17 protein-coding genes are annotated in these 18,258 nt (G+C 40.7%); 11 read left to right on the forward strand and 6 right to left on the reverse strand.

The features are described from left to right. The 3 genes from CHU92_RS08655 to trxB form a co-directional block, all read left to right on the forward strand. The coding region (locus tag CHU92_RS08655; protein WP_129583038.1) for a transglutaminase-like domain-containing protein at positions 1–1,199 on the forward strand (1,199 nt) is incomplete at its 5' end. Beyond that, positions 1,177–3,153, forward strand: a complete 1,977-nt coding sequence (locus tag CHU92_RS08660; RefSeq protein ID WP_094414645.1) for a DUF3857 domain-containing protein — start codon at positions 1,177–1,179, stop codon at positions 3,151–3,153. The genes CHU92_RS08655 and CHU92_RS08660, both read left to right, overlap by 23 nt. 145 nt (positions 3,154–3,298) lie before the next feature. Beyond that, a complete protein-coding gene (gene trxB, locus CHU92_RS08665) occupies positions 3,299–4,249 on the forward strand; it encodes a thioredoxin-disulfide reductase (protein ID WP_094414647.1) in 951 nt (316 codons plus the stop codon). A 42-nt stretch (positions 4,250–4,291) separates the two neighbouring features. Here the strand turns inward: trxB and CHU92_RS08670 are convergent, their stop codons facing one another. From CHU92_RS08670 to CHU92_RS08680, 3 genes are all read right to left on the reverse strand, one after another. Further along, on the reverse strand, positions 4,292–5,125 hold the full coding sequence (locus CHU92_RS08670; RefSeq protein ID WP_094414649.1) for a GIN domain-containing protein: 834 nt from the start codon (positions 5,123–5,125) through the stop codon (positions 4,292–4,294). Positions 5,126–5,364: 239 nt separating this feature from the next. After that, complete coding sequence (gene smpB, locus CHU92_RS08675; RefSeq protein ID WP_094414651.1) at positions 5,365–5,820, reverse strand: SsrA-binding protein SmpB; 456 nt, start codon at positions 5,818–5,820, stop codon at positions 5,365–5,367. A 52-nt stretch (positions 5,821–5,872) separates the two neighbouring features. Then, a complete protein-coding gene (locus CHU92_RS08680; RefSeq protein ID WP_094414653.1) occupies positions 5,873–6,412 on the reverse strand; it encodes a phosphoglycerate mutase family protein in 540 nt (179 codons plus the stop codon). 35 nt (positions 6,413–6,447) lie between these two features. Between CHU92_RS08680 and CHU92_RS16240 the strand changes: the two genes are divergently transcribed. After that, on the forward strand, positions 6,448–6,570 hold the full coding sequence (locus CHU92_RS16240; RefSeq protein ID WP_394335741.1) for a VF530 family DNA-binding protein: 123 nt from the start codon (positions 6,448–6,450) through the stop codon (positions 6,568–6,570). Continuing rightward, the gene (locus tag CHU92_RS08685) at positions 6,524–6,679 is read left to right on the forward strand and encodes a VF530 family DNA-binding protein (protein ID WP_394335742.1); all 156 of its coding nucleotides are present in this window, start codon (positions 6,524–6,526) and stop codon (positions 6,677–6,679) included. The genes CHU92_RS16240 and CHU92_RS08685 overlap by 47 nt, the downstream gene beginning before the upstream one ends. Positions 6,680–6,921: 242 nt before the next feature. Here CHU92_RS08685 and CHU92_RS08690 read toward each other — a convergent pair whose 3' ends face one another. The 3 genes from CHU92_RS08690 to CHU92_RS08700 form a co-directional block, all read right to left on the reverse strand. Beyond that, positions 6,922–7,998: a hypothetical protein gene (locus CHU92_RS08690; RefSeq protein ID WP_094414655.1), complete on the reverse strand. Its 1,077-nt coding sequence runs from the start codon at positions 7,996–7,998 to the stop codon at positions 6,922–6,924. An 82-nt stretch (positions 7,999–8,080) separates the two neighbouring features. Beyond that, positions 8,081–8,626: an acyl-CoA thioesterase gene (locus CHU92_RS08695; protein ID WP_094414657.1), complete on the reverse strand. Its 546-nt coding sequence runs from the start codon at positions 8,624–8,626 to the stop codon at positions 8,081–8,083. A gap of 4 nt (positions 8,627–8,630) precedes the next feature. Then, a complete protein-coding gene (locus CHU92_RS08700) occupies positions 8,631–10,028 on the reverse strand; it encodes a DNA recombination protein RmuC (RefSeq protein WP_094414659.1) in 1,398 nt (465 codons plus the stop codon). Between the two features lie 625 nt (positions 10,029–10,653). Between CHU92_RS08700 and CHU92_RS08705 the strand changes: the two genes are divergently transcribed. The 6 genes from CHU92_RS08705 (at position 10,654) to CHU92_RS08725 (ending at position 18,148) form a co-directional block, all read left to right on the forward strand. Beyond that, positions 10,654–11,097 (forward strand): lipocalin-like domain-containing protein, encoded by a 444-nt coding sequence (locus CHU92_RS08705; protein ID WP_094414661.1) that lies wholly within the window; start codon positions 10,654–10,656, stop codon positions 11,095–11,097. A gap of 113 nt (positions 11,098–11,210) precedes the next feature. After that, positions 11,211–11,774 carry a helix-turn-helix domain-containing protein gene (locus CHU92_RS08710; protein WP_094414663.1) on the forward strand — a complete coding sequence of 188 codons (564 nt, stop codon included), beginning with the start codon at positions 11,211–11,213 and terminating at the stop codon, positions 11,772–11,774. 298 nt (positions 11,775–12,072) lie between these two features. Further along, complete coding sequence (locus CHU92_RS08715; RefSeq protein ID WP_094414665.1) at positions 12,073–14,829, forward strand: class I SAM-dependent DNA methyltransferase; 2,757 nt, start codon at positions 12,073–12,075, stop codon at positions 14,827–14,829. Beyond that, positions 14,829–15,290, forward strand: coding sequence for a hypothetical protein (locus CHU92_RS16015; RefSeq protein WP_207759822.1), 462 nt, complete (start codon positions 14,829–14,831; stop codon positions 15,288–15,290). Before CHU92_RS08715 ends, CHU92_RS16015 begins: the two co-directional genes overlap by 1 nt. Positions 15,291–15,332: 42 nt before the next feature. Further along, positions 15,333–16,169 carry an SIR2 family protein gene (locus CHU92_RS16020; protein ID WP_207759823.1) on the forward strand — a complete coding sequence of 279 codons (837 nt, stop codon included), beginning with the start codon at positions 15,333–15,335 and terminating at the stop codon, positions 16,167–16,169. Further along, positions 16,166–18,148, forward strand: coding sequence for an ATP-binding protein (locus CHU92_RS08725; RefSeq protein WP_094414667.1), 1,983 nt, complete (start codon positions 16,166–16,168; stop codon positions 18,146–18,148). The genes CHU92_RS16020 and CHU92_RS08725 overlap by 4 nt, the downstream gene beginning before the upstream one ends. Positions 18,149–18,258 lie beyond the last annotated feature (110 nt).

An 18,258-nucleotide genomic window follows, 5' to 3' on the forward strand; every position in this document is an offset into this window, starting at 1 on the left:
TATTGATTTTTAATCAATTATGTTTTTTGTCGTGTACTAAAAAATCTTTTATAAAAGACCTTAATAAAACAGATGATGCCGGGCTGAAAGCACTCACACTCGAGCTGACACAGGGGATATCATCAGACAGCGGCAAAGTAAAAAAAATATTGTACTGGGTGAAAGATAATATAAAATACATAGCATTTGAAAATGGCTACGAGGGCTTTATACCACGGGAAGCAGCGCTTGTTTATAAACGCAAATTCGGTGACTGCAAAGATATGTCGAGCATCATCAGCGCCATGTCGGCCTATGCGGGTGTTCAGGGTGTCACACTGGCATGGATTGGCACGCGTGAAATTCCCTACTCTTATGATCAGCTGTCCACCCCGGCGGTAGATAATCATATGATAAGTGTTTATAACGATAACGGCACCTATGTTTTTCTTGATGCTACCGACCGTGAAACCCGCTACGGGCTGCCTTCGTCCTTTATCCAGGGTAAAGAAGCGCTTATGAGCAATGGCGATACTTATAAGATTATTAAAGTACCTGTTGTAGATGCTGAAAATAATAAAGCGGCTGAAGTTGTAGAATTACAGCTGCAGGGTGAAAAACTTGTAGGCTGGGGCTCTGTAAGTTATTCCGGATTTGCCCGCAGCAACCTGCTCTCACAAATGGGCGATGCTACCGGCAAAAGCAGGTTTGAAAGGATTAAAAGCATTGTATTAAAAGGCAATAATAAATTTAGCCTGAAAGACTATACTGAAAAAAATATTGCTGACCGGGACAGGCCCTATGTAATCGATTTTAACTTTGAGTTGAGTGATTATGCAGTGCGCGATGGAAATGAACTGTATATAAGCCTTTTTCTTGATCAGATATATGAAAAACTTACGCTTGAAGCCGACAGGGTTTCGGCCTTTGAAATTGATTTTCTTGCTTCACACAGTTGCCGTTATGAGCTTGCACTGCCTGCAAACTACGCTCTAAAATACCTGCCGGACAATTTTAGCCTTGACAATGATGTTATGAAAGTTGATGCGTTTTACACTAAAAAATCCGGTATTGTATCGCTTGATCTGAACCTTAAATTAAAAAAAATACTATTGCAGCAATCTGATTTTGCACTTTGGAATGAAACAATAAAAAAATTAAAAAACCTATATACCCAAACATTAATACTAAAAGAAAATGAAGGAAAGCCTAAAAATTAAGATAGTAATACTGCTGCTGGTATTAATGTCCAGCGCCAATACCCACGCTCAGGACTTTTCGTTTAAAGACTACAATTGGGATGAAAAGAATGTAAAAGCAGAAATACCCGCAAAGTATAAAGATGAAAAAGAAGTAATTCTTGAGCGGCGTAAAAAAATTGAACTTGTTGCAAAAGGCGGAAATGCTACCCAATATTATTTGTTTCATGACAAAAAATATATAAACAGTGATGAAGCCGTTGAGCGTAATAACAGGATTTATATTTCATACGGATCCACTGAAAATTTACTTACCACGAAAGCGCGCGTTATTCTGAGGGACGGCAAAATTATTGAACTTAAAAAAAGCGATATCAAAGAGGAAGTTGATGAGGAGAGAGGCCTGAAATTTAAATATTTTGCAGTTAATGGCCTTGAAAAGGGCGCCGTTATTGAAACCATCTTCATACGTGAGGAATCGCCTGAACTTAAAGGCCAGACAGTTGATATGCAGAGTGAGTATCCTATTGTAAAGAATACTTTCCAGCTTATTTATCCGGATCACCTGAAGTTTAAAACCAAAAGTTATAACGGGCTTTCTGAGCCGGTAAAGGAAGAAAAAACGCCGACTGAAGGTAAAGCTACCCTTACACTTACAGAAAATGATGTGCCGGCCCTTAATGATGATGAAAAATATTCTAACTGGAACAGCCAGGTAAAGCGGCTACGCTACAAGCTTGACGAAAACTATGCAAATAATGCAAGGAACCTATACAATTTTAAAGAATTTTCAACCAATTTTTATGATAGGTTTCATCCGGAGTACAACAAAAAAGACCAAAAGGCCATAGATGATTTTTGTAAAGACATTCCTAAGTCGGCAAACCTGAGGGAACAGGTGTGGAATATAGAAAACAAGATCAAGAAAACCATTATGTATAGTAAATATACAGACAGTAAGGAAACCCTTCAGGATATTATAAAGGCAAAACAGGCTAACCAGACCGATATTTTAAAACTATATATCGCTGTATTCCGCACAATGAAGGTGGACTACAACATGGTCTTGACATCAGACAGGTATAAAGTAGCGTTTGACCGCGATTTTGAAAGTTATGAAAACCTGCGCGAATTATTGTTCTATTTCCCGGCCATCAATATGTTTATGACCCCAACTGAAGCAGAATACAGGATACCGCTTTTCCCGAATGAACTTGCCGGGACAAATGGGCTGTTCATTAAAGAAAAAAACTTTGCAGGCACCAGGACAGGCATAGGTGAAGTGAAGATGATTGATATCCCCGGTGCTGATATTACGCATGACGTTATGGATATTACAATCGATTTTACAAAAGATATAGAAAATCCGGTAATAACCGACAGGCTGCAATTTGGAGGATATTCCGCAATGAACTTCCAGCCTGTTAAAGATTTTGCACAGCCGGCACAGTATAAGGATTTCCTGAAAAATGTCGCTGAAAACTACACTGTAGAGACAGAATTTAAAGAACTTAAAACAGAGAATGAAGGGGTGGAATTCATCGGTAAAAAGCCTTTTGTACTTAATGTAATCTTTGAAGGTAAAGGCCTTGTACGCAAAGCAGGGGATAACTACCTTTTCTCGGTAGGGCAGACCATTGGCAGGCAAATGGAACTTTACCAGGAAAACAAGCGTGTGCTTCCGGTAGAGATAAACTATCCGCACCTCTACACACGAAAAATAAAAATCATTCTTCCCGAAGGCGCAACTATCAAAAATCTTGAAAAGTTTACTATGAATAATACCGCCGATGTAAACGGTAAAACGGAAGCTGCCTTTATCAGTAAGTACGAGAAGAAAGGCAATGTAATACTGGTGGAAAATACCGAATATTACAATATACTGCATTACCCGCTTGAGAATTTTGAGGCTTACCGGGCAGTTATCAATGCCGCGGCTGATTTCAATAAAATCGTGGTTGTGATGAGCAAATAGTAACAGCAAAAAAAATTATGAAGCTGGGGTATTTTCCCGGCTTTTTCTTTTGCTTATAACTAAATAATCAAAACTAATCAACAACCCTTCGCCAGTTTTTCAATAAAACTTACATTTGCGTCACTTAAAAATTACAGTTTCTACTATGTCTGATACAATTGAAAAAATAAAATGCCTTATCATCGGTTCCGGGCCTGCGGGCTATACGGCAGCCATATACGCTTCAAGGGCAGACCTTAAACCGGTATTATATACAGGCCTCGAACCTGGCGGCCAGCTTACCACCACTACCGAAGTAGATAATTTTCCCGGATATCCCGAAGGGATTGACGGCCCTACCATGATGATTCAGCTACAACAGCAGGCCGAGCGCTTCGGTACGCAGGTGAGGATAGGCATGGCGACATCGGTTGAGTTTAGCAAAGAGCACGGCGGCTGGCACAAAGTTATTATTGACGGCAATAAAGAAGTACATGCCCAGACAGTTATAATATCTACGGGCGCTACCGCAAAATACCTTGGGCTCCCAAGTGAGCAGCGCCTGCGCGGCGGCGGCGTATCGGCTTGTGCCGTATGTGACGGGTTCTTTTACCGTAACCAGGATGTGGCTATAGTAGGGGCAGGCGACACCGCTGCCGAAGAGGCAACATACCTGGCCAACATCTGTAAAAGTGTTACGATGCTGGTACGCAAAGATTTTATGAGGGCATCCAAAGCGATGCAGCACCGCGTGGAAAATACACCCAATTTAACGGTACTGTATAATACTGAGGTTGATGAGGTCCTGGGCGACCAGGTAGTGGAAGGCCTGAGGATTGTGAATAACAAAACAGGCGAAAAATCAGAAATTGCCATTACAGGGCTTTTTATCGCCATAGGCCATACCCCCAATACATCTATTTTTAAAGGACAGCTGGATATGGATGAAACCGGTTACCTTATTACGGAAGGCAAATCGGCTAAAACCAACCTTCCCGGTGTTTTTGCCGCCGGCGACGTGCAGGATAAAGAATACAGGCAGGCTATTACTGCTGCGGGTTCCGGCTGTATGGCAGCGCTTGATGCAGAAAGATACCTCGCTGCCACAGGCCATTAATCATAAAAAAAAACGCAGTTTTAAGCTGCGTTTTTTTTCCTCTTATTGTTCTTTTTTGTAAATGACGGCACTGTCGGCAAAATTCAGGATGCTTACCTTCGGCTTTCCTAAAAGCTGTATTTCAGTTTTTCCACTGGCGGCTATACTAATGTTTTCAGTGGCAAGCACAGTACAGGTACTGTAACTCTCAACAGTAAGTTCAAGGTTTTTGACAGTGAATTTTTTTGCAGTGAGCTTAGCATTATTATCGAGGCGGATTTTAGCATCAGCGGCATCACCTTCAATTACCATATTAGATTTCTGGTAAAGGTCTGCCTTGAATACGGGAGAGGCAACCAGCGCTTTCAGGTCGGCATTTTTGCTCAGTTCAAATACCGTATTTTCGGCCTTGATATTCACTTCGGCCTTTGTTTTATCATTAAGGATAAGTTTAAAATTAGCTGAATTTACATTTAAAAATGATTTTGAATAATCAAGGTTTTTGATTGTGATATCAGGTAAATTTAGTTCTGCAAGCGCATTTATGATTGTCTGGTGCTTTCCGGTAATACTTTTCAAGTGATCCGTATAGATTACCCTGACGCTGATTTTTTTTGCGCCGGTAACTTCTTTTGATGTGGCAAGCCGCAGTGTGTTTCCGTACATTTCTGAGGTTATGACTTCATGGAGGTTATCGTCAGCCTCAATTTCAATAGCCTGCTTATCGCCTTTAACTAAAAAAACTTCAATGTTGTCTTCAACTTCAAGGTGTTCAAAATCTGCTGTTTCTTTTTGTGTAACGGTAACAATCTTTGAACCTTTTACTTTCTCCTTTTTTTGGGCAAATGCGGTAACGGATACTGTAACAGCAAGCAGCATTAGTACTGTTTTTTTCATGTGTTTTTCGATTGGTTGCGGCAAATATAAAAAAAACCACCGGTGTGGGCCGGTCATAGCCGGAAGAAAATAACCTCATTTATAAGACAGCAAAAGGCGCCTTGCTGTGGAAGTTCGAAATGATTACAGAAATCCTAATAATAGTTGCCGGAAGCGAACCCGGGAAGGTTTTTGAAAAATCCGGTTTAAAATAGCCAAAATTTCTTCTGGCCTTGACCGCCGGTTTTTCCGGCTATTTTTTATTTGAACTCTTTTTTTATCCTGTCTAAGTCGCGCTTTGTATCGCGCTCCTTCATGCTTTCCCGCTTGTCGTAGTTCTTTTTACCGCGGCACAGGCCTATGTCAAGCTTAGCAATACCTTTTTCGTTGGTAAAAAGCCGCAGGGGGATGATAGTGAGGCCTTTATTCTGTATGCTTTTCTCAAGGCTGCGTAATTCCTTTTTATTCAGTAGCAGCTTGCGTTCACTTTTAGCCGAATGGCCAAAGCTGCGGCTGTAGGCATACTCTTCAATAGTACTGTTGATTACAAAAAGCTCATGGTTATGGAACTCGCAAAAACTTTCGGCTATGGAAGCTTTGCCCAGCCGGATAGATTTTATTTCCGAACCGGCCAGTACTATCCCCGCAGTATACTTCTCCAGTATCTCGTAGTCAAACTTTGCCCTTTTATTAAGTATATTAACCGTTTTTTGCATAAGGATTGCAAAGGTACATACATTACTTTAATACGGCAATACATAATCCGTATTACATTTTTACCAGTTCGTGGGTAATCTTATCACCGGTTATAGTAATTATATAGAGGTTTCCGTATTCGTCTTCTTTTATATCGGGATAAACATTTTTTCCCAGCAGCGCATTAATTTGTGCCGGAATGGTATTGCTGTGGCCCACGACCACGATATTCTGCCCTTCATTATCTTTTGCAGCCTGTTTTAGTGAAAAATTAGCCGGGTCGTATGCAATAAACTTCATTTCTTTTGAAGTGCCGGGCGGGGGTATTTGCGAAAAATAGGCGGCTGTAAAAGTAGCGGTTAATTTACTTCTTTTAAACAGGCTTGTGTAATATAAAGTAATGTTCTTTTTTTCAAAATAAGCACCCCATTTTTTAGTCCTTTCCTTACCGGCATCCGATAGTTCAGGGTCTGCGCTGCCATCTGCTTTTTCCGCATGGCGTATAAGGTAAATTGTAGTTGTTTTTTCCTGGCCGACAGTTGATGCCGTTACAATAAGCGCCAGCAGTAAGCGCCAGTTCTTCATAATTTTGATGTTATTGTTTTCAGCCATCAGCGCTAAAGGTACGAAAATTATACATTTGTCCCATGCAAGATTTTAATCCTAAAGATCCTTTACACGGTATTACCCTGAAGCAGATTGTGGAAGGGCTGGTGGCTTACTATGGCTTTGATACCCTGGGTGAACTTATCAAAAATAAGATGCTTTAACAATAACCCAGGCATACAGTCGAGCCTCACGTTCCTGCGAAGGCACGAGTGGGCACGCAGGCAGGTGGAAGAACTTTATATAAGGACGCTGCCTAAACTCAGGGATTAAGCCCGGGCATTCCTATTGTTTTTTAATAGCATCTGTAATCCGGTACAGTAACAAGGTAAGGCCAATATTGCCGTGTAACATGGCAAATCTTTTGCCATTTCCATATGCCTGTTGCTGTAAAATAGCTGCTGGTTATTATCCTTTTTTGTAGTATGCGGCAGATAACAGACACAGCGGCAGCGTACTGCGGGATAGGCGGGAGGGGGATTATAACCCTAAGCCTGCTGTACCTGTAATGGCAGCTATTCGCAGTTGTCCAGAGAATTTATCCACTCCTCAATCAGTAGCTTAGCCTCTTCATGCACCATGCTACGGCCTACCAGCGGCATCTGCAAAGAAGGCTCATTGGTAATCATCCTGGCGAATAGTGCTGAATTTTCAGGCGCCCTGCCCGAAACAAGGTAATTTTCAGGCGACTGCACCGCGCTTACACACACGCCAAGGTTAGAATTATTGGCAGTATCGCCAAAGTTGAGCCTCAGGCTTATCTGGCTGCAATCCCCGCCCTCAGAATGGCAGTGCGCGCAGTTAATGTCAAGGTATGACCTTGCCCGTGCGGCCAGCGGTTTTGAAGTATCTGTCCAGTCAACGGTTGATGTAATATTTTGAGGCACACTGGTGAGGTAGCCTGTTTCTATCCATTTGCTCAGCTGGTTTTTAGTACCGTCAGCATACGTAAAATTCTTATTCAGGTTTTGCGGCTTGGGGCCTATCGGCACACGTATATTGTTATTCTGGTGGCATATAAAACATTCCTGCACACTCGGTATTTTGTATTCCGCTGTTTTTGGGGTTCCGTTCTCCAGCCAGGAAATATTAACCAACCCACCGGCATTGTCCAGCGTAGCTTCGGTCTGTTCATTATTCCATACATAATCGGCAAATATCCATCCATCCGCTTTTTTTATCAGCAGCCGGGTTTCAATGATGCGGGTAGTATTGGAAGGCTGGACATTATCATAGTAAAAGTTCTTTATCAGGACTGTCCCTGTGGGAAAGTTAAGCACTTTCCCGTCAGCGTCATAAGTCGCTTTGGCACCTTCGGGCATCCATACAAAGCGTTTTTTCTTGGCATAGTCCGTAAAAAGGGAACTGTTAAGGTCGTAAGGTATTACTTTATAGGCTGGCTGAAGGTTTTTCATCGCGCCTTCATAGAATTTATATTCAGACAGCTTGTTATACGGCACTGCGGCCAGGTCCAGCTGTACCGGCGATACCGGTGTCACGGGCACATAATCATCATCATCGCTCCCACATGATGAAAGTATAGCAAAAGCGCCCAGCAGAAACAAAGTCTTTAAAAAATAATGGTGTTTCATAGTATAAATCCTGATATTTTCACATAAAGGTAACAAATATATAATTTTGCGTGAAAACTGCAATTTTGAAGCGCTTAAAAAATTACAATTCCAGCTTTACCCCGTAGGCTTTTAACCCATTAAGTGCTTCCGGCGTAGTATGGTCAAAAGTCTCCTCGTGCTGGTTCCTCTCTTTTTTCAGGTGGTTCCGTTTTACGGCATTATAAAAACGCCTTACTTCTTCCATACTGCTGATAATAAGCCTTGGCACAGTTACATTTTTATTTTCTTTATCCTTGGCCACCATTGTAAAATAGGAGGAATTGCAATGCTTTATCTTTCCTGTACGGATGTTTTCAGATGTGACGCGTATGCCCACCACCATGGAGCTGTTCCCTACATAGTTTACCGACGCTTTCAGGGTCACCAGTTCGCCAACCTCTATGGGATTGAGGAAATCTACCGTATCAACCGAAGCGGTTACACAGTAGCTGCCTGAAAATTTCGATGCCGAAGCAAACGCGATCTGGTCCATCAGCATCAGGATATAACCGCCATGGATTTTGCCGCTGAAATTAGTATGCGAAGGCAGCATCAGCTCTGAGAGGGTTACGCGCGAAGCGCCTGCTTTTTTATATACAGTATCCATGGGGCTACAGGTTTAGCAGGCGGTTGGCATCATCATGCAGGCCTTCCTCTTCTTTTAGCAATGCCCTGTTGATAACACTTTCCGGTAATGATTTTTTGGCTTTGGCGCCCATTTTCTTCAGCCGCTCTATGCTTGTTACAATATTGCCCCTTCCGTCAGTGAGCTTGCCCATGGCGCCTTCATACGCTTTTTTGCTTTCGTCCATACGCTTGCCTACCATGATGAGGTCTTCAATAAGCCCGGTAAACTTGTCATACAGGGCACCGGCCTGGCGTGCTATTTCATAGGCGTTTTCCTGCTGCTTCTGGTTTGTCCACATACTGTCAATGGTGCGCAGCGTGGCCAGTAGCGTACTTGGCGTAACAATGACAATATTCCGCTCAAAAGCCTTGTTGTACAGTGTAGCATCTTCCGTGAGCGCACAGGCAAAGGCAGGCTCTATAGGGATAAAGAGCAATACAAAGTCCGGGCTTTCCATCTGGTACAGGTCGTGGTAGTTCTTTTCGCTGAGCTGGTCTACATGGCGGCGGATAGAAGCGCAGTGTTCCTTAAGGTAAGAAGCTTTCTGCGTTTCATCGTCTTCATTAACAAAACGTTCGTAAGCCACCAGCGACACCTTCGAGTCCACAATCATCTTCTTCCCGTCAGGCAGGTTTATCACCACGTCGGGCTGTATGCGGCTGCCTTCTTCCGTAGTGTGGCTTTGCTGCACATGATACTCACGCCCCTTTTCAAGCCCTGATTTTTCAAGGACACGTTCCAGTATCAGTTCACCCCAGTTGCCCTGCATCTTCGTGTCCCCTTTCAGTGCCTTGGTAAGGTTCAGCGTTTCGCGGCTCATCTGCTCGTTCATTTCACGCAAGCCAACAATCTGCTGGCGCAACGCGGCATGGTAATCAATGCTTTCTTTGTGGGTATCTTCTACTTTCTTCTCAAACAGGTGGATTTTTTCCTGCAGCGGCGAAAGGATATTCTTCAGGTTCTCCCGGTTCTGCTCAGTAAATTTGTTTGATTTTTCTTCCAGGATCCTGTTAGCAAGATTCTCAAATTCTTTTGTAAATTTTTCCTGCAGCGCTTCGGTTTCTTTCCGCTGCTCGCGCATCCGCTCAAAAAGGTTTTCAAAATCAGTTTCCTTTTTAGTCAGCTGCACCGTCAGGGCGTCTTTGGCCGTGCGCAGGCTGTCACGCTCACCCTGTACCTGCAACAGCTGCTTCTCAAGCCCCAGCTTTTCATTTTGCGACTGCTGCTTCAGTTGTTCAATAGTTGTTAAAAGGCTGTTGTTGCGTTCTTCAAGCACTTTATTTTCAGAGGCGTTCTTCGCCGAAAAAATCAGCCTGCCCATAAATATGCCGATGGCAAGGGCAATAATAGCGGCAGATAAAAATATGGCAGTATCGGGCATAGTAATATATCTTAGTGTAAAGTGTAAAAGTAGTGAAAATTTTCTAATACCCACCGGCTCCTTTTTGCAGCGGATTTCTTCCACGTAAACGGCTTTGCCACTTTACCGCTTGTGGCCTCAGTGGCGGTAAGCCAGGGAAGGGGAGGGTAATGTTGCCGCAATACCGGCAGTAAACTTCATGCTAAAGGCAGGGTTCAGGGCTGCTATCATTAAGGCAGCTCCTGTTTTTTTTTTAGCAGCCGGCTAAGCGCACTCTTGGCGGCATTGCTTCCCGCTATCCGCTATATCTCCCCGCCGCCATAAGCGCGGCGGCGGGGAGGATGCCGCTTCTATCGGGGCTGGCCCTGAACGTGGTGCATGCCAGTAAACTTATTTTTTTGCCGTTATAGAGCCATACAGTGCTGTTATAAAATAACTACATTTACAGCAATAAACCGCATTGAAAAAACAAATTAAACTCCTGAAGATGAAATGTAGCGCCTGCCTACTGTTGTTACTGCTCATTTTTACCGCCTGTTCAGATGANGGCCCTGAACGTGGTGCATGCCAGTAAACTTATTTTTTTGCCGTTATAGAGCCATACAGTGCTGTTATAAAATAACTACATTTACAGCAATAAACCGCATTGAAAAAACAAATTAAACTCCTGAAGATGAAATGTAGCGCCTGCCTACTGTTGTTACTGCTCATTTTTACCGCCTGTTCAGATGATGACGGCAACAGGCCGGCAATTTTTGGAAAATGGAAACTCGAATCTGAAACGTACAATGGGCAACCTTCCACCCTTTCAGAATGCAACCGGGAAAGCACTGTAGAATTCCGTACCGGAGGAACCGTAATCTTCACCTACCACAGCAGCAATCCGTTAAACGGCTCCTGTATTTCCGGCGAGCCGCAGTTACGCCCGTGGACCAGGGATAGTAACCTCATAACCGTAGGCCCCACAGATTTTGACCCCTCATATTTCACCGACTACTATACCATTATTTCCCTTACCAACGAAACCCTTACCTGGGAGAGGGCACTCTCCGGGGGTACCATCATCAGGGAGAGTTATTCCCGGCAGTAGCATTGCCTGTTTTTTTTGCATAAAAAGCACCAATGCCGTAAAAAAGTCGCCCGGGTGTCGTAGGCGCTGTCGCCCCGCTTGTATAATTTTGCACAGGAATAATCTCTTACAATATGGAAACTATAGGTAGTAAAGTCGCTACGCTGCGCAAAAACAAAGGTCTTACACAGGAGGAGGCCGCTGCGGCTGCCAATATCAGCCTCCGTACGCTGCAGCGCATTGAGAAAGATGTAGTGCGCCCCAGGGGGCATTCGCTGCACGCTATCTGCACCGCCCTGGGCACCAGCGTAGAAGGGCTCATGCAGGGGCAGCCCACCGGGGGCACCGACCGCCTGCTGCTGCTCCACCTTTCGGTCATGCTGTCCGCCCTTATCCCGCTGGCCAATTTTGCCCTCCCGCTGGTACTTTGGCTTTCCTGGCGCGAAAAATCGGCAGCCATCCGGGCGCACGGCAGCAACACCGTTACCTTCCAGGTTGCCGCCGCAGTGCTCCAGTGGGGCGCGTTCTCCCTGGCCGCGTATGCCAAACTGATGCACTATGGCACATGGCCGGTGCGTACCTCCTTATCCGTTTTCTGCCTGCTCTGGGCCTTCAATATTATCTACCCTTTGTATGTTGCGTTCCGCATTAGCCGGGGCTATCAGGGGCTATACTATCCTCAGTGGCCAAAACGATGATTTTTTTAGAAAGGTTTTGTTACCGGCTTTCCCGTTGCAACCGCGCTCGGGGGCGGGCAGATTAAAAACTAAAAACCTTGTTAATAGTTTGTTAAATTAATTGAAATGGTTAATTTCGTTTCTAATCACGTCAGCAATATTTTTAAATGAGTTGGTTGTAAATTACCTGTAAGTGTATTAAGACAGCGACACCAACACTTGTAATACAGTAACAGAAATAACTAAACTATTTTGACTGGTGTGCAAAGACATAGGGGAAAAAATAGTAATCTTAAATTAGCAAGTTTGCAGTATAAGAATGACACTTAGTTGGAACGAAATAAAAGATAGAGCATTAAAATTTTCTAAAGAATGGGCTGACACCTCAAACGAAGAAGCAGACGCAAAACCATTCTTAGTGGAGTTCTTTAACGTATTCGGCATTACGAGCAAACGTGTATCAACCTTTGAACACCGGGTTAAGAAACTTGACGACAAAGACGGCTACATTGACCTGCTTTGGAAAGGAACGATTTTAATTGAAATGAAAAGTCGGGGAAAAAACCTTGACAAAGCATACGGACAAGCTATTGATTATACTCACGGACTGAAAGAACACGAACTACCGAAATACATTCTCATTTCTGACTTTGAAAATTTTCGTTTACACGACCTTGAAGAAACAAAGACAATTGAGTTTAAACTCAACGACCTTGTAAACAATGTTCAGCATTTCGGTTACTTACTTGGTTATCAAAAGAAAGTTTATAAAGAACAAGACCCTGCTAACATCAAAGCAGCCGAGTTAATGGGTAAACTTCACGACAGATTAGAAGAAATTGGCTACTCAGGACACCCTTTAGAAGTTTACTTGGTTCGTTTGCTTTTTTGCTTGTTTGCCGAAGACACAACTATTTTTGAGAAACAACAATTCCAGGAATACATTGAACAACGCACCATTATTGACGGAAGCGACCTTGCAGCCAAACTGCAAGAACTTTTTCAGGTGCTAAACACACCAAAAGACAAAAGATTTAAAAATCTCGATGAGCAACTTGCCGCCTTTCCGTATGTAAACGGAAAATTGTTTGAAGAAATGTTGCCAACGGCAAGTTTCGACAGCAAAATGCGACAAGCCTTGCTTGACTGCTGTTACATTGATTGGAGTAAAATTTCGCCTGCTATTTTCGGCTCCATGTTTCAAAGTGTAATGAACCCCAAAGAACGCAGAAACTTAGGAGCACATTACACCAGCGAAACCAACATTTTAAAACTAATTAAACCGCTTTTCCTTGACGAACTTAGGAAAGAGTTTGATGCTTCGAGAGCCTCAGCACCCAAACTCAGAGAATTTCATAAAAAACTAAGCACACTTAAATTTTTGGACCCTGCTTGCGGTTGCGGAAACTTCTTGGTTATCACTTACCGAGAATTGCGATTGTTAGAATTTGAAGTGTTGAAAGCACTCAACAAATCGGGACAAACATTTTTGGACGTTAGTCAAATTCTTTGGATAAACGTTGACCAATTTAGCGGAATTGAATACGAAGAATTTCCTGCTCGTATTGCAGAAGTTGCAATGTGGCTTATTGACCACCAAATGAATATGTTGGTGAGTAGTGAGTTTGGACAATACTTTATCCGTTTACCTTTAAAAAAATCGGCAAACATTGCTCACGCAGACGCATTAGAAACCGATTGGGAAAATGTAGTTTCTAAAAACGAACTTTCGTATATCATTGGAAATCCGCCTTTTATTGGTTCTAAAATAATGAAACAAAGTCAGCGTGACCAAATTGTAAAAGAATTTGACAATGCAGACGGAAGCGGAGTTTTAGACTACGTAACAGGATGGTATATCAAAGCAGCTAAATATATTCAACACACAAAAATTAAAGTAGCTTTTGTTTCTACAAACTCAATTGTTCAAGGAGAACAAACGAGCATCCTTTGGGGGCAAATGCTCAATAAATACAAAATCAAAATTCACTTTGCACACCGAACTTTTAAATGGAGCAACGAAGCCAAAGGAAATGCAGCCGTTTATTGTGTGATAGTTGGCTTCGCCAACTACGACACTGCAAACAAGAGCATTTTTGAGTATGAAGACATTAAAGGCGAAGCCCACGAACTGAAAGCAAAAAATATCAATCCTTATTTGGTTGATGCAAAAGATATTTTCATTGGCAAACGAAGAAAGCCAATTTGTAATGTGCCTGAAATATCATTTGGAAGTATGCCAAATGATGGCGGTAACTTCTTATTTACAGACGAAGAAAAAAATGAATTTGTAGCAAAAGAACCAAAGTCAGAAAAGTTTTTTAAGCCCCTTATTTCTGCTCACGAATTTCTAAATGGTCATAAGCGTTGGTGTTTATGGCTTAAAAATGCAAATCCAACTGAATTGAAAGATGCAAAACTTATTACTGAACGAATTGAAAACGTTAGAAAACTAAGAGCCGAAAGCACCAGACAAGCCACACAAAAACTTGCAGCATTTCCTACTTTGTTTGGAGAAGACAGACAGCCGGAAAGTGATTACGTTCTAATACCTCTTCATTCTTCTGAAAATAGAAAATATATTCCTATTGGTTTTTTTGACAAAAATTCTATAGTAAATAATAGTTGCTCATTTATTCCAAATGCGAAACTGTATCATTTTGGAATTTTAATGTCAAGCATTCACATGAGTTGGGTAAAAAATATGTGTGGTCGCATTAAAAGTGATTACCGTTATTCTAATGAATTGGTATATAACAACTACCCTTTCCCAGACAATCCAAGCGAGAAGCAAGTAAAAGCCATTGAAACAGCAGCACAAAAGTTATTAGATGCAAGACAGTTATTTCCTAACAGTTCACTTGCCGACCTTTACGACCCTTTAACAATGCCACCTGCCCTAGTAAAAGCACACAACGAATTGGACAAAGCCGTTGATTTGGCTTACAGACCACAAGCATTTACAAGTGAAGCCAACAGAATGGAGTTTTTATTTGGGCTCTACGAAAAATACACGGCAGACTTGTTTACAAAGGAGAAGCCAAAAAAAACTAAACCAACAAAAAGTATTAAATAATGATGGAAATATTCTTTTACAAAGGAAACGACAATACACTTGTCAATATAAAAGGAAGACCCGATGATGAAAGCGATGAAAGTCAAGAAAGTGCTGATTTAAAAGCAAAGACTAAAAAACTGCAAGAAGCTTTTCTAAAGGTTCTAGACAATAAAAATTTGTCGTTTTTACTTGGTAGCGGGTGTTCATCATATAAAATAGAAAACGAAGGATTTAAGGAAGTCGGAATCCCTGTTATGGCTCCACTTGCTAAAGAATTTTATACGCTTGTAGAATTTGAAGAACCCAAAGAATGGCTTAAAACAGAACTATCAATAAACGTTGAACACGATAACTTTTCTACTAACCTTGAAACATTTTTATCAACTCTGCACAGCTTGTCATTTTATCATTCAAAGACCAGAGAAAATGTAAAAGAAGAAAAGCCATTTGCCGAATTAACCAATGAAAACAAAGTATAATTTATAATAAAACAAGCACGTAACTTTTTATTAGAAAAATGCTTGAACGCTGAGAATGCAAAGTCAGAAGAAGGAAAGGCAAGCATTGACAAACCTTTAATTGAAACTTACAAACAGTTTTATAGAAAGCTACTTTCAAGGAATCCAACTTTACCACGTTTAAACATTTTTACGACCAATTACGACTTGTATTCTGAAAGAGCAATGGATTTGCTTGGTATTCATTATGTAAATGGCTTTACAGGTGGCATTAGCAAGTTTTTTAATCCCGCAATTTTCAATTACGCTTTAGCCGAAAAAATGGATTTATCACAATCAAAGTGGAGTGTAATTGATAACTTCTTTTACTTGTATAAAATTCACGGTTCAGTTAATTGGATTGAAGCAGATGGAGAAAATAAACTTTTCAAGGTAAAAGAAATTCAAGAACCAACATTAGAAGAATTAAGGGAAAAGGAAACGATAATGATTCATCCCACACCTTTAAAATACAATGCTAGCTTAGGAAGTCCTTACTCCGACTTGTTTAGGGAGTTTCAGAAAAAACTGATGCAAAACAACAATATCCTTGTTACCATTGGTTATAGTTTTAGCGATGAGCATATCAATAATTTGATTTTCCAAGCATTTACAATTCCCTCCTTTCGTTTAATAGTAATTGGAGAACCAACAGAAAAGAATGCAATTGGTAAACTACTTGAATTGAACGACACTAGAATTTGGATAATCGGTGAAAAATGGCCTGCTGACAAAACGGATTATACACCTTTATATTTCTTTAAAAATTTTGTTGAGCAAATATTACCTGACTTGACTGCTGAAGATTTAGACCACAAAATGGAAGCAACAATCAATAACTTAAAGAATCTCTTAAAATGACAAAAGAAGATAAACAAAGAGTTATTGGCAAAGTAGTAGCAATTAATTCTGACCGCTTTTCTGTTGAACTTTTAAGCGGTTTAGATAACTTCAATGTCAGTGGTTTTGATGACATTCATTATTTTGCACAATTGAATAGTTACGTTATTGTTCCTTATCAGAATTATTACATAGTTGCGGAAGTTTCAGGTGTGCGAGAAAAAGACTTAAATGTTCCTTTCTCAAATCCAACTGACCAAATACTTAGCAAAATTCAAGCAGGTAAATTCTTAGAAGTGTTACCGATTGGAACTATCAAAAATGCAAAAGATGAATCATTAAATTTTGAATTTGGGGTAAGTGTTTATCCAACTCTATATTCGGATGTTCTTTACATTAAAGAAAAGGAGCTTGATACCATTTTCAAAACTGAAAACATAAAAGTTCAAATCTGCAAAGATTCAGATGACTGTAAAAAAGGCAAATGTGATTGTAAATTCAGATATACTTCTTTGCCCATTGGTAAATCAACAATTTTCCCTGATTATGAAGTAAAACTTGATATTGATAAGTTCTTTGGAAGTCATTCTGCAATATTAGGTAATACAGGTAGTGGTAAATCTTGCACAATTGCTTCAATGCTACAAACACTTTATAAATTTGAAGAGAATAGTGCTACAGGAAGCACCTTTATTTTCTTTGATGTAAATGGCGAGTATTACGAAGCATTTAAGCATCTTAACTCTAAGAATCCCAAAAAAGACATTGATGTAAAATTTTATTCAACATCAGAATTGCCAGTTGAAAAGATAGAAGGAGTTGAATGCAAGATGTTTGAGTTACCTCATTGGTATTTAAACATTGACGAATGGTCTTTATTACTTAAAGCAAGCGAACGTTCACAACTTCCAGTTTTGAGAAATGCACTTGGTTTTACTAGTTTAAAAACAGATGCTCATTTTAATCACGTTGTTTCTAAAGCAATACAACAAACTGTTTCAGTAATAGACAATTCAGCTGCAAAGGGACAGCGTATGCATTTGATTTTAGAAAAATTCGGCAAAGGAAGTTTAAATTCAACAATACTATCTAAACATCATTTTAGCTCTCAGTTTGGCAGCTTTCAGGGAAGCACTCCTGCATTGCAACAACAAAATCAACAAAACTTTCTTAATGAGCTAAAAACATATGAAATTCCAGATTTCACAATACCTACTTACAATAATGATGAGTTTAAATTTGATGATTTTGAAGACTTAATTGAACTTTCCATACTTTATGAAGAAGCATTTGGAAACAAGCAGATAAGAGATTATTGCTCATCTATGATAACTAGATTGAAAACAATAAAAAGAGACGATTTTAAATTTTTAACGGAATGCAAAACAGCGGAGAAGTCAGACGTATATGTAAATCAATTTCTTGGTTTAAATGAAAACTTAAAAGAAACTCAAGTAATAATAATTGACCTTAATTCGGCTACCGATGAAATGATTGAAGTTATTTCTTGCGTTTTGTCTCGGATGATATTTGAAAAGTTAAGACTATCTTCTGAACGAAATAAGTTTCCAGTAAACCTTGTTTTAGAAGAAGCTCACAGATATATCTCAACTGATTCAGGCAAAGTATTTGGTGATGCTAATAAAATATTTGAACGAATCGCTAAGGAAGGAAGAAAATACGGTATGTTCTTGCTTGTTTCATCCCAACGACCAAGTGAACTTTCAAAGACTGTATTATCACAATGCAGCAATTTCATTGTTCATAGAATACAAAACCCAGAAGATTTATCGCACATTAGACAAATAACACCGCATATTTCAGAAACCATTTTGCGGAGAATGCCTTCAATTCCGACACAACACGCTTTAATTTTTGGCCACGCAGTTAACTTGCCGACAACATTCAAAGTGAATGAAGCAGACCCAAAACCAAAAAGTGACAATAATAAGATTAGTGAAAATTGGTTTAAAGAAAAAGGGTTTGAGCCTAAGTTTTAAATATCAACCCACAGGTGTAAGCACATTCGCAAGTTCAAGTAATCAGCCCAAAGCCTCATTGAGAGCAGCCAGGCCACAGCACAGCAACCCCCATATTTTATGGCAAACAA

It is taken from the genome of Flavobacterium cyanobacteriorum (genome assembly GCF_002251835.1).
Taxonomy (GTDB): domain Bacteria; phylum Bacteroidota; class Bacteroidia; order Flavobacteriales; family Flavobacteriaceae; genus Flavobacterium; species Flavobacterium cyanobacteriorum.

Bases quoted from the DNA above. Each gene is read 5' to 3' on its own strand.
- CHU92_RS08660 (WP_094414645.1), top strand. From the start codon at position 1,177: ATGAAGGAAAGCCTAAAAATTAAGATAGTAATACTGCTGCTGGTATTA.
- trxB (WP_094414647.1), top strand. From the start codon at position 3,299: ATGTCTGATACAATTGAAAAAATAAAATGCCTTATCATCGGTTCCGGG.
- CHU92_RS08670 (WP_094414649.1), bottom strand. From the start codon at position 5,125: ATGAAAAAAACAGTACTAATGCTGCTTGCTGTTACAGTATCCGTTACC.
- smpB (WP_094414651.1), bottom strand. From the start codon at position 5,820: ATGCAAAAAACGGTTAATATACTTAATAAAAGGGCAAAGTTTGACTAC.
- CHU92_RS08680 (WP_094414653.1), bottom strand. From the start codon at position 6,412: ATGGCTGAAAACAATAACATCAAAATTATGAAGAACTGGCGCTTACTG.
- CHU92_RS16240 (WP_394335741.1), top strand. From the start codon at position 6,448: ATGCAAGATTTTAATCCTAAAGATCCTTTACACGGTATTACCCTGAAG.
- CHU92_RS08685 (WP_394335742.1), top strand. From the start codon at position 6,524: ATGGCTTTGATACCCTGGGTGAACTTATCAAAAATAAGATGCTTTAAC.
- CHU92_RS08690 (WP_094414655.1), bottom strand. From the start codon at position 7,998: ATGAAACACCATTATTTTTTAAAGACTTTGTTTCTGCTGGGCGCTTTT.
- CHU92_RS08695 (WP_094414657.1), bottom strand. From the start codon at position 8,626: ATGGATACTGTATATAAAAAAGCAGGCGCTTCGCGCGTAACCCTCTCA.
- CHU92_RS08700 (WP_094414659.1), bottom strand. From the start codon at position 10,028: ATGCCCGATACTGCCATATTTTTATCTGCCGCTATTATTGCCCTTGCC.
- CHU92_RS08710 (WP_094414663.1), top strand. From the start codon at position 11,211: ATGGAAACTATAGGTAGTAAAGTCGCTACGCTGCGCAAAAACAAAGGT.
- CHU92_RS08715 (WP_094414665.1), top strand. From the start codon at position 12,073: ATGACACTTAGTTGGAACGAAATAAAAGATAGAGCATTAAAATTTTCT.
- CHU92_RS16015 (WP_207759822.1), top strand. From the start codon at position 14,829: ATGATGGAAATATTCTTTTACAAAGGAAACGACAATACACTTGTCAAT.
- CHU92_RS08725 (WP_094414667.1), top strand. From the start codon at position 16,166: ATGACAAAAGAAGATAAACAAAGAGTTATTGGCAAAGTAGTAGCAATT.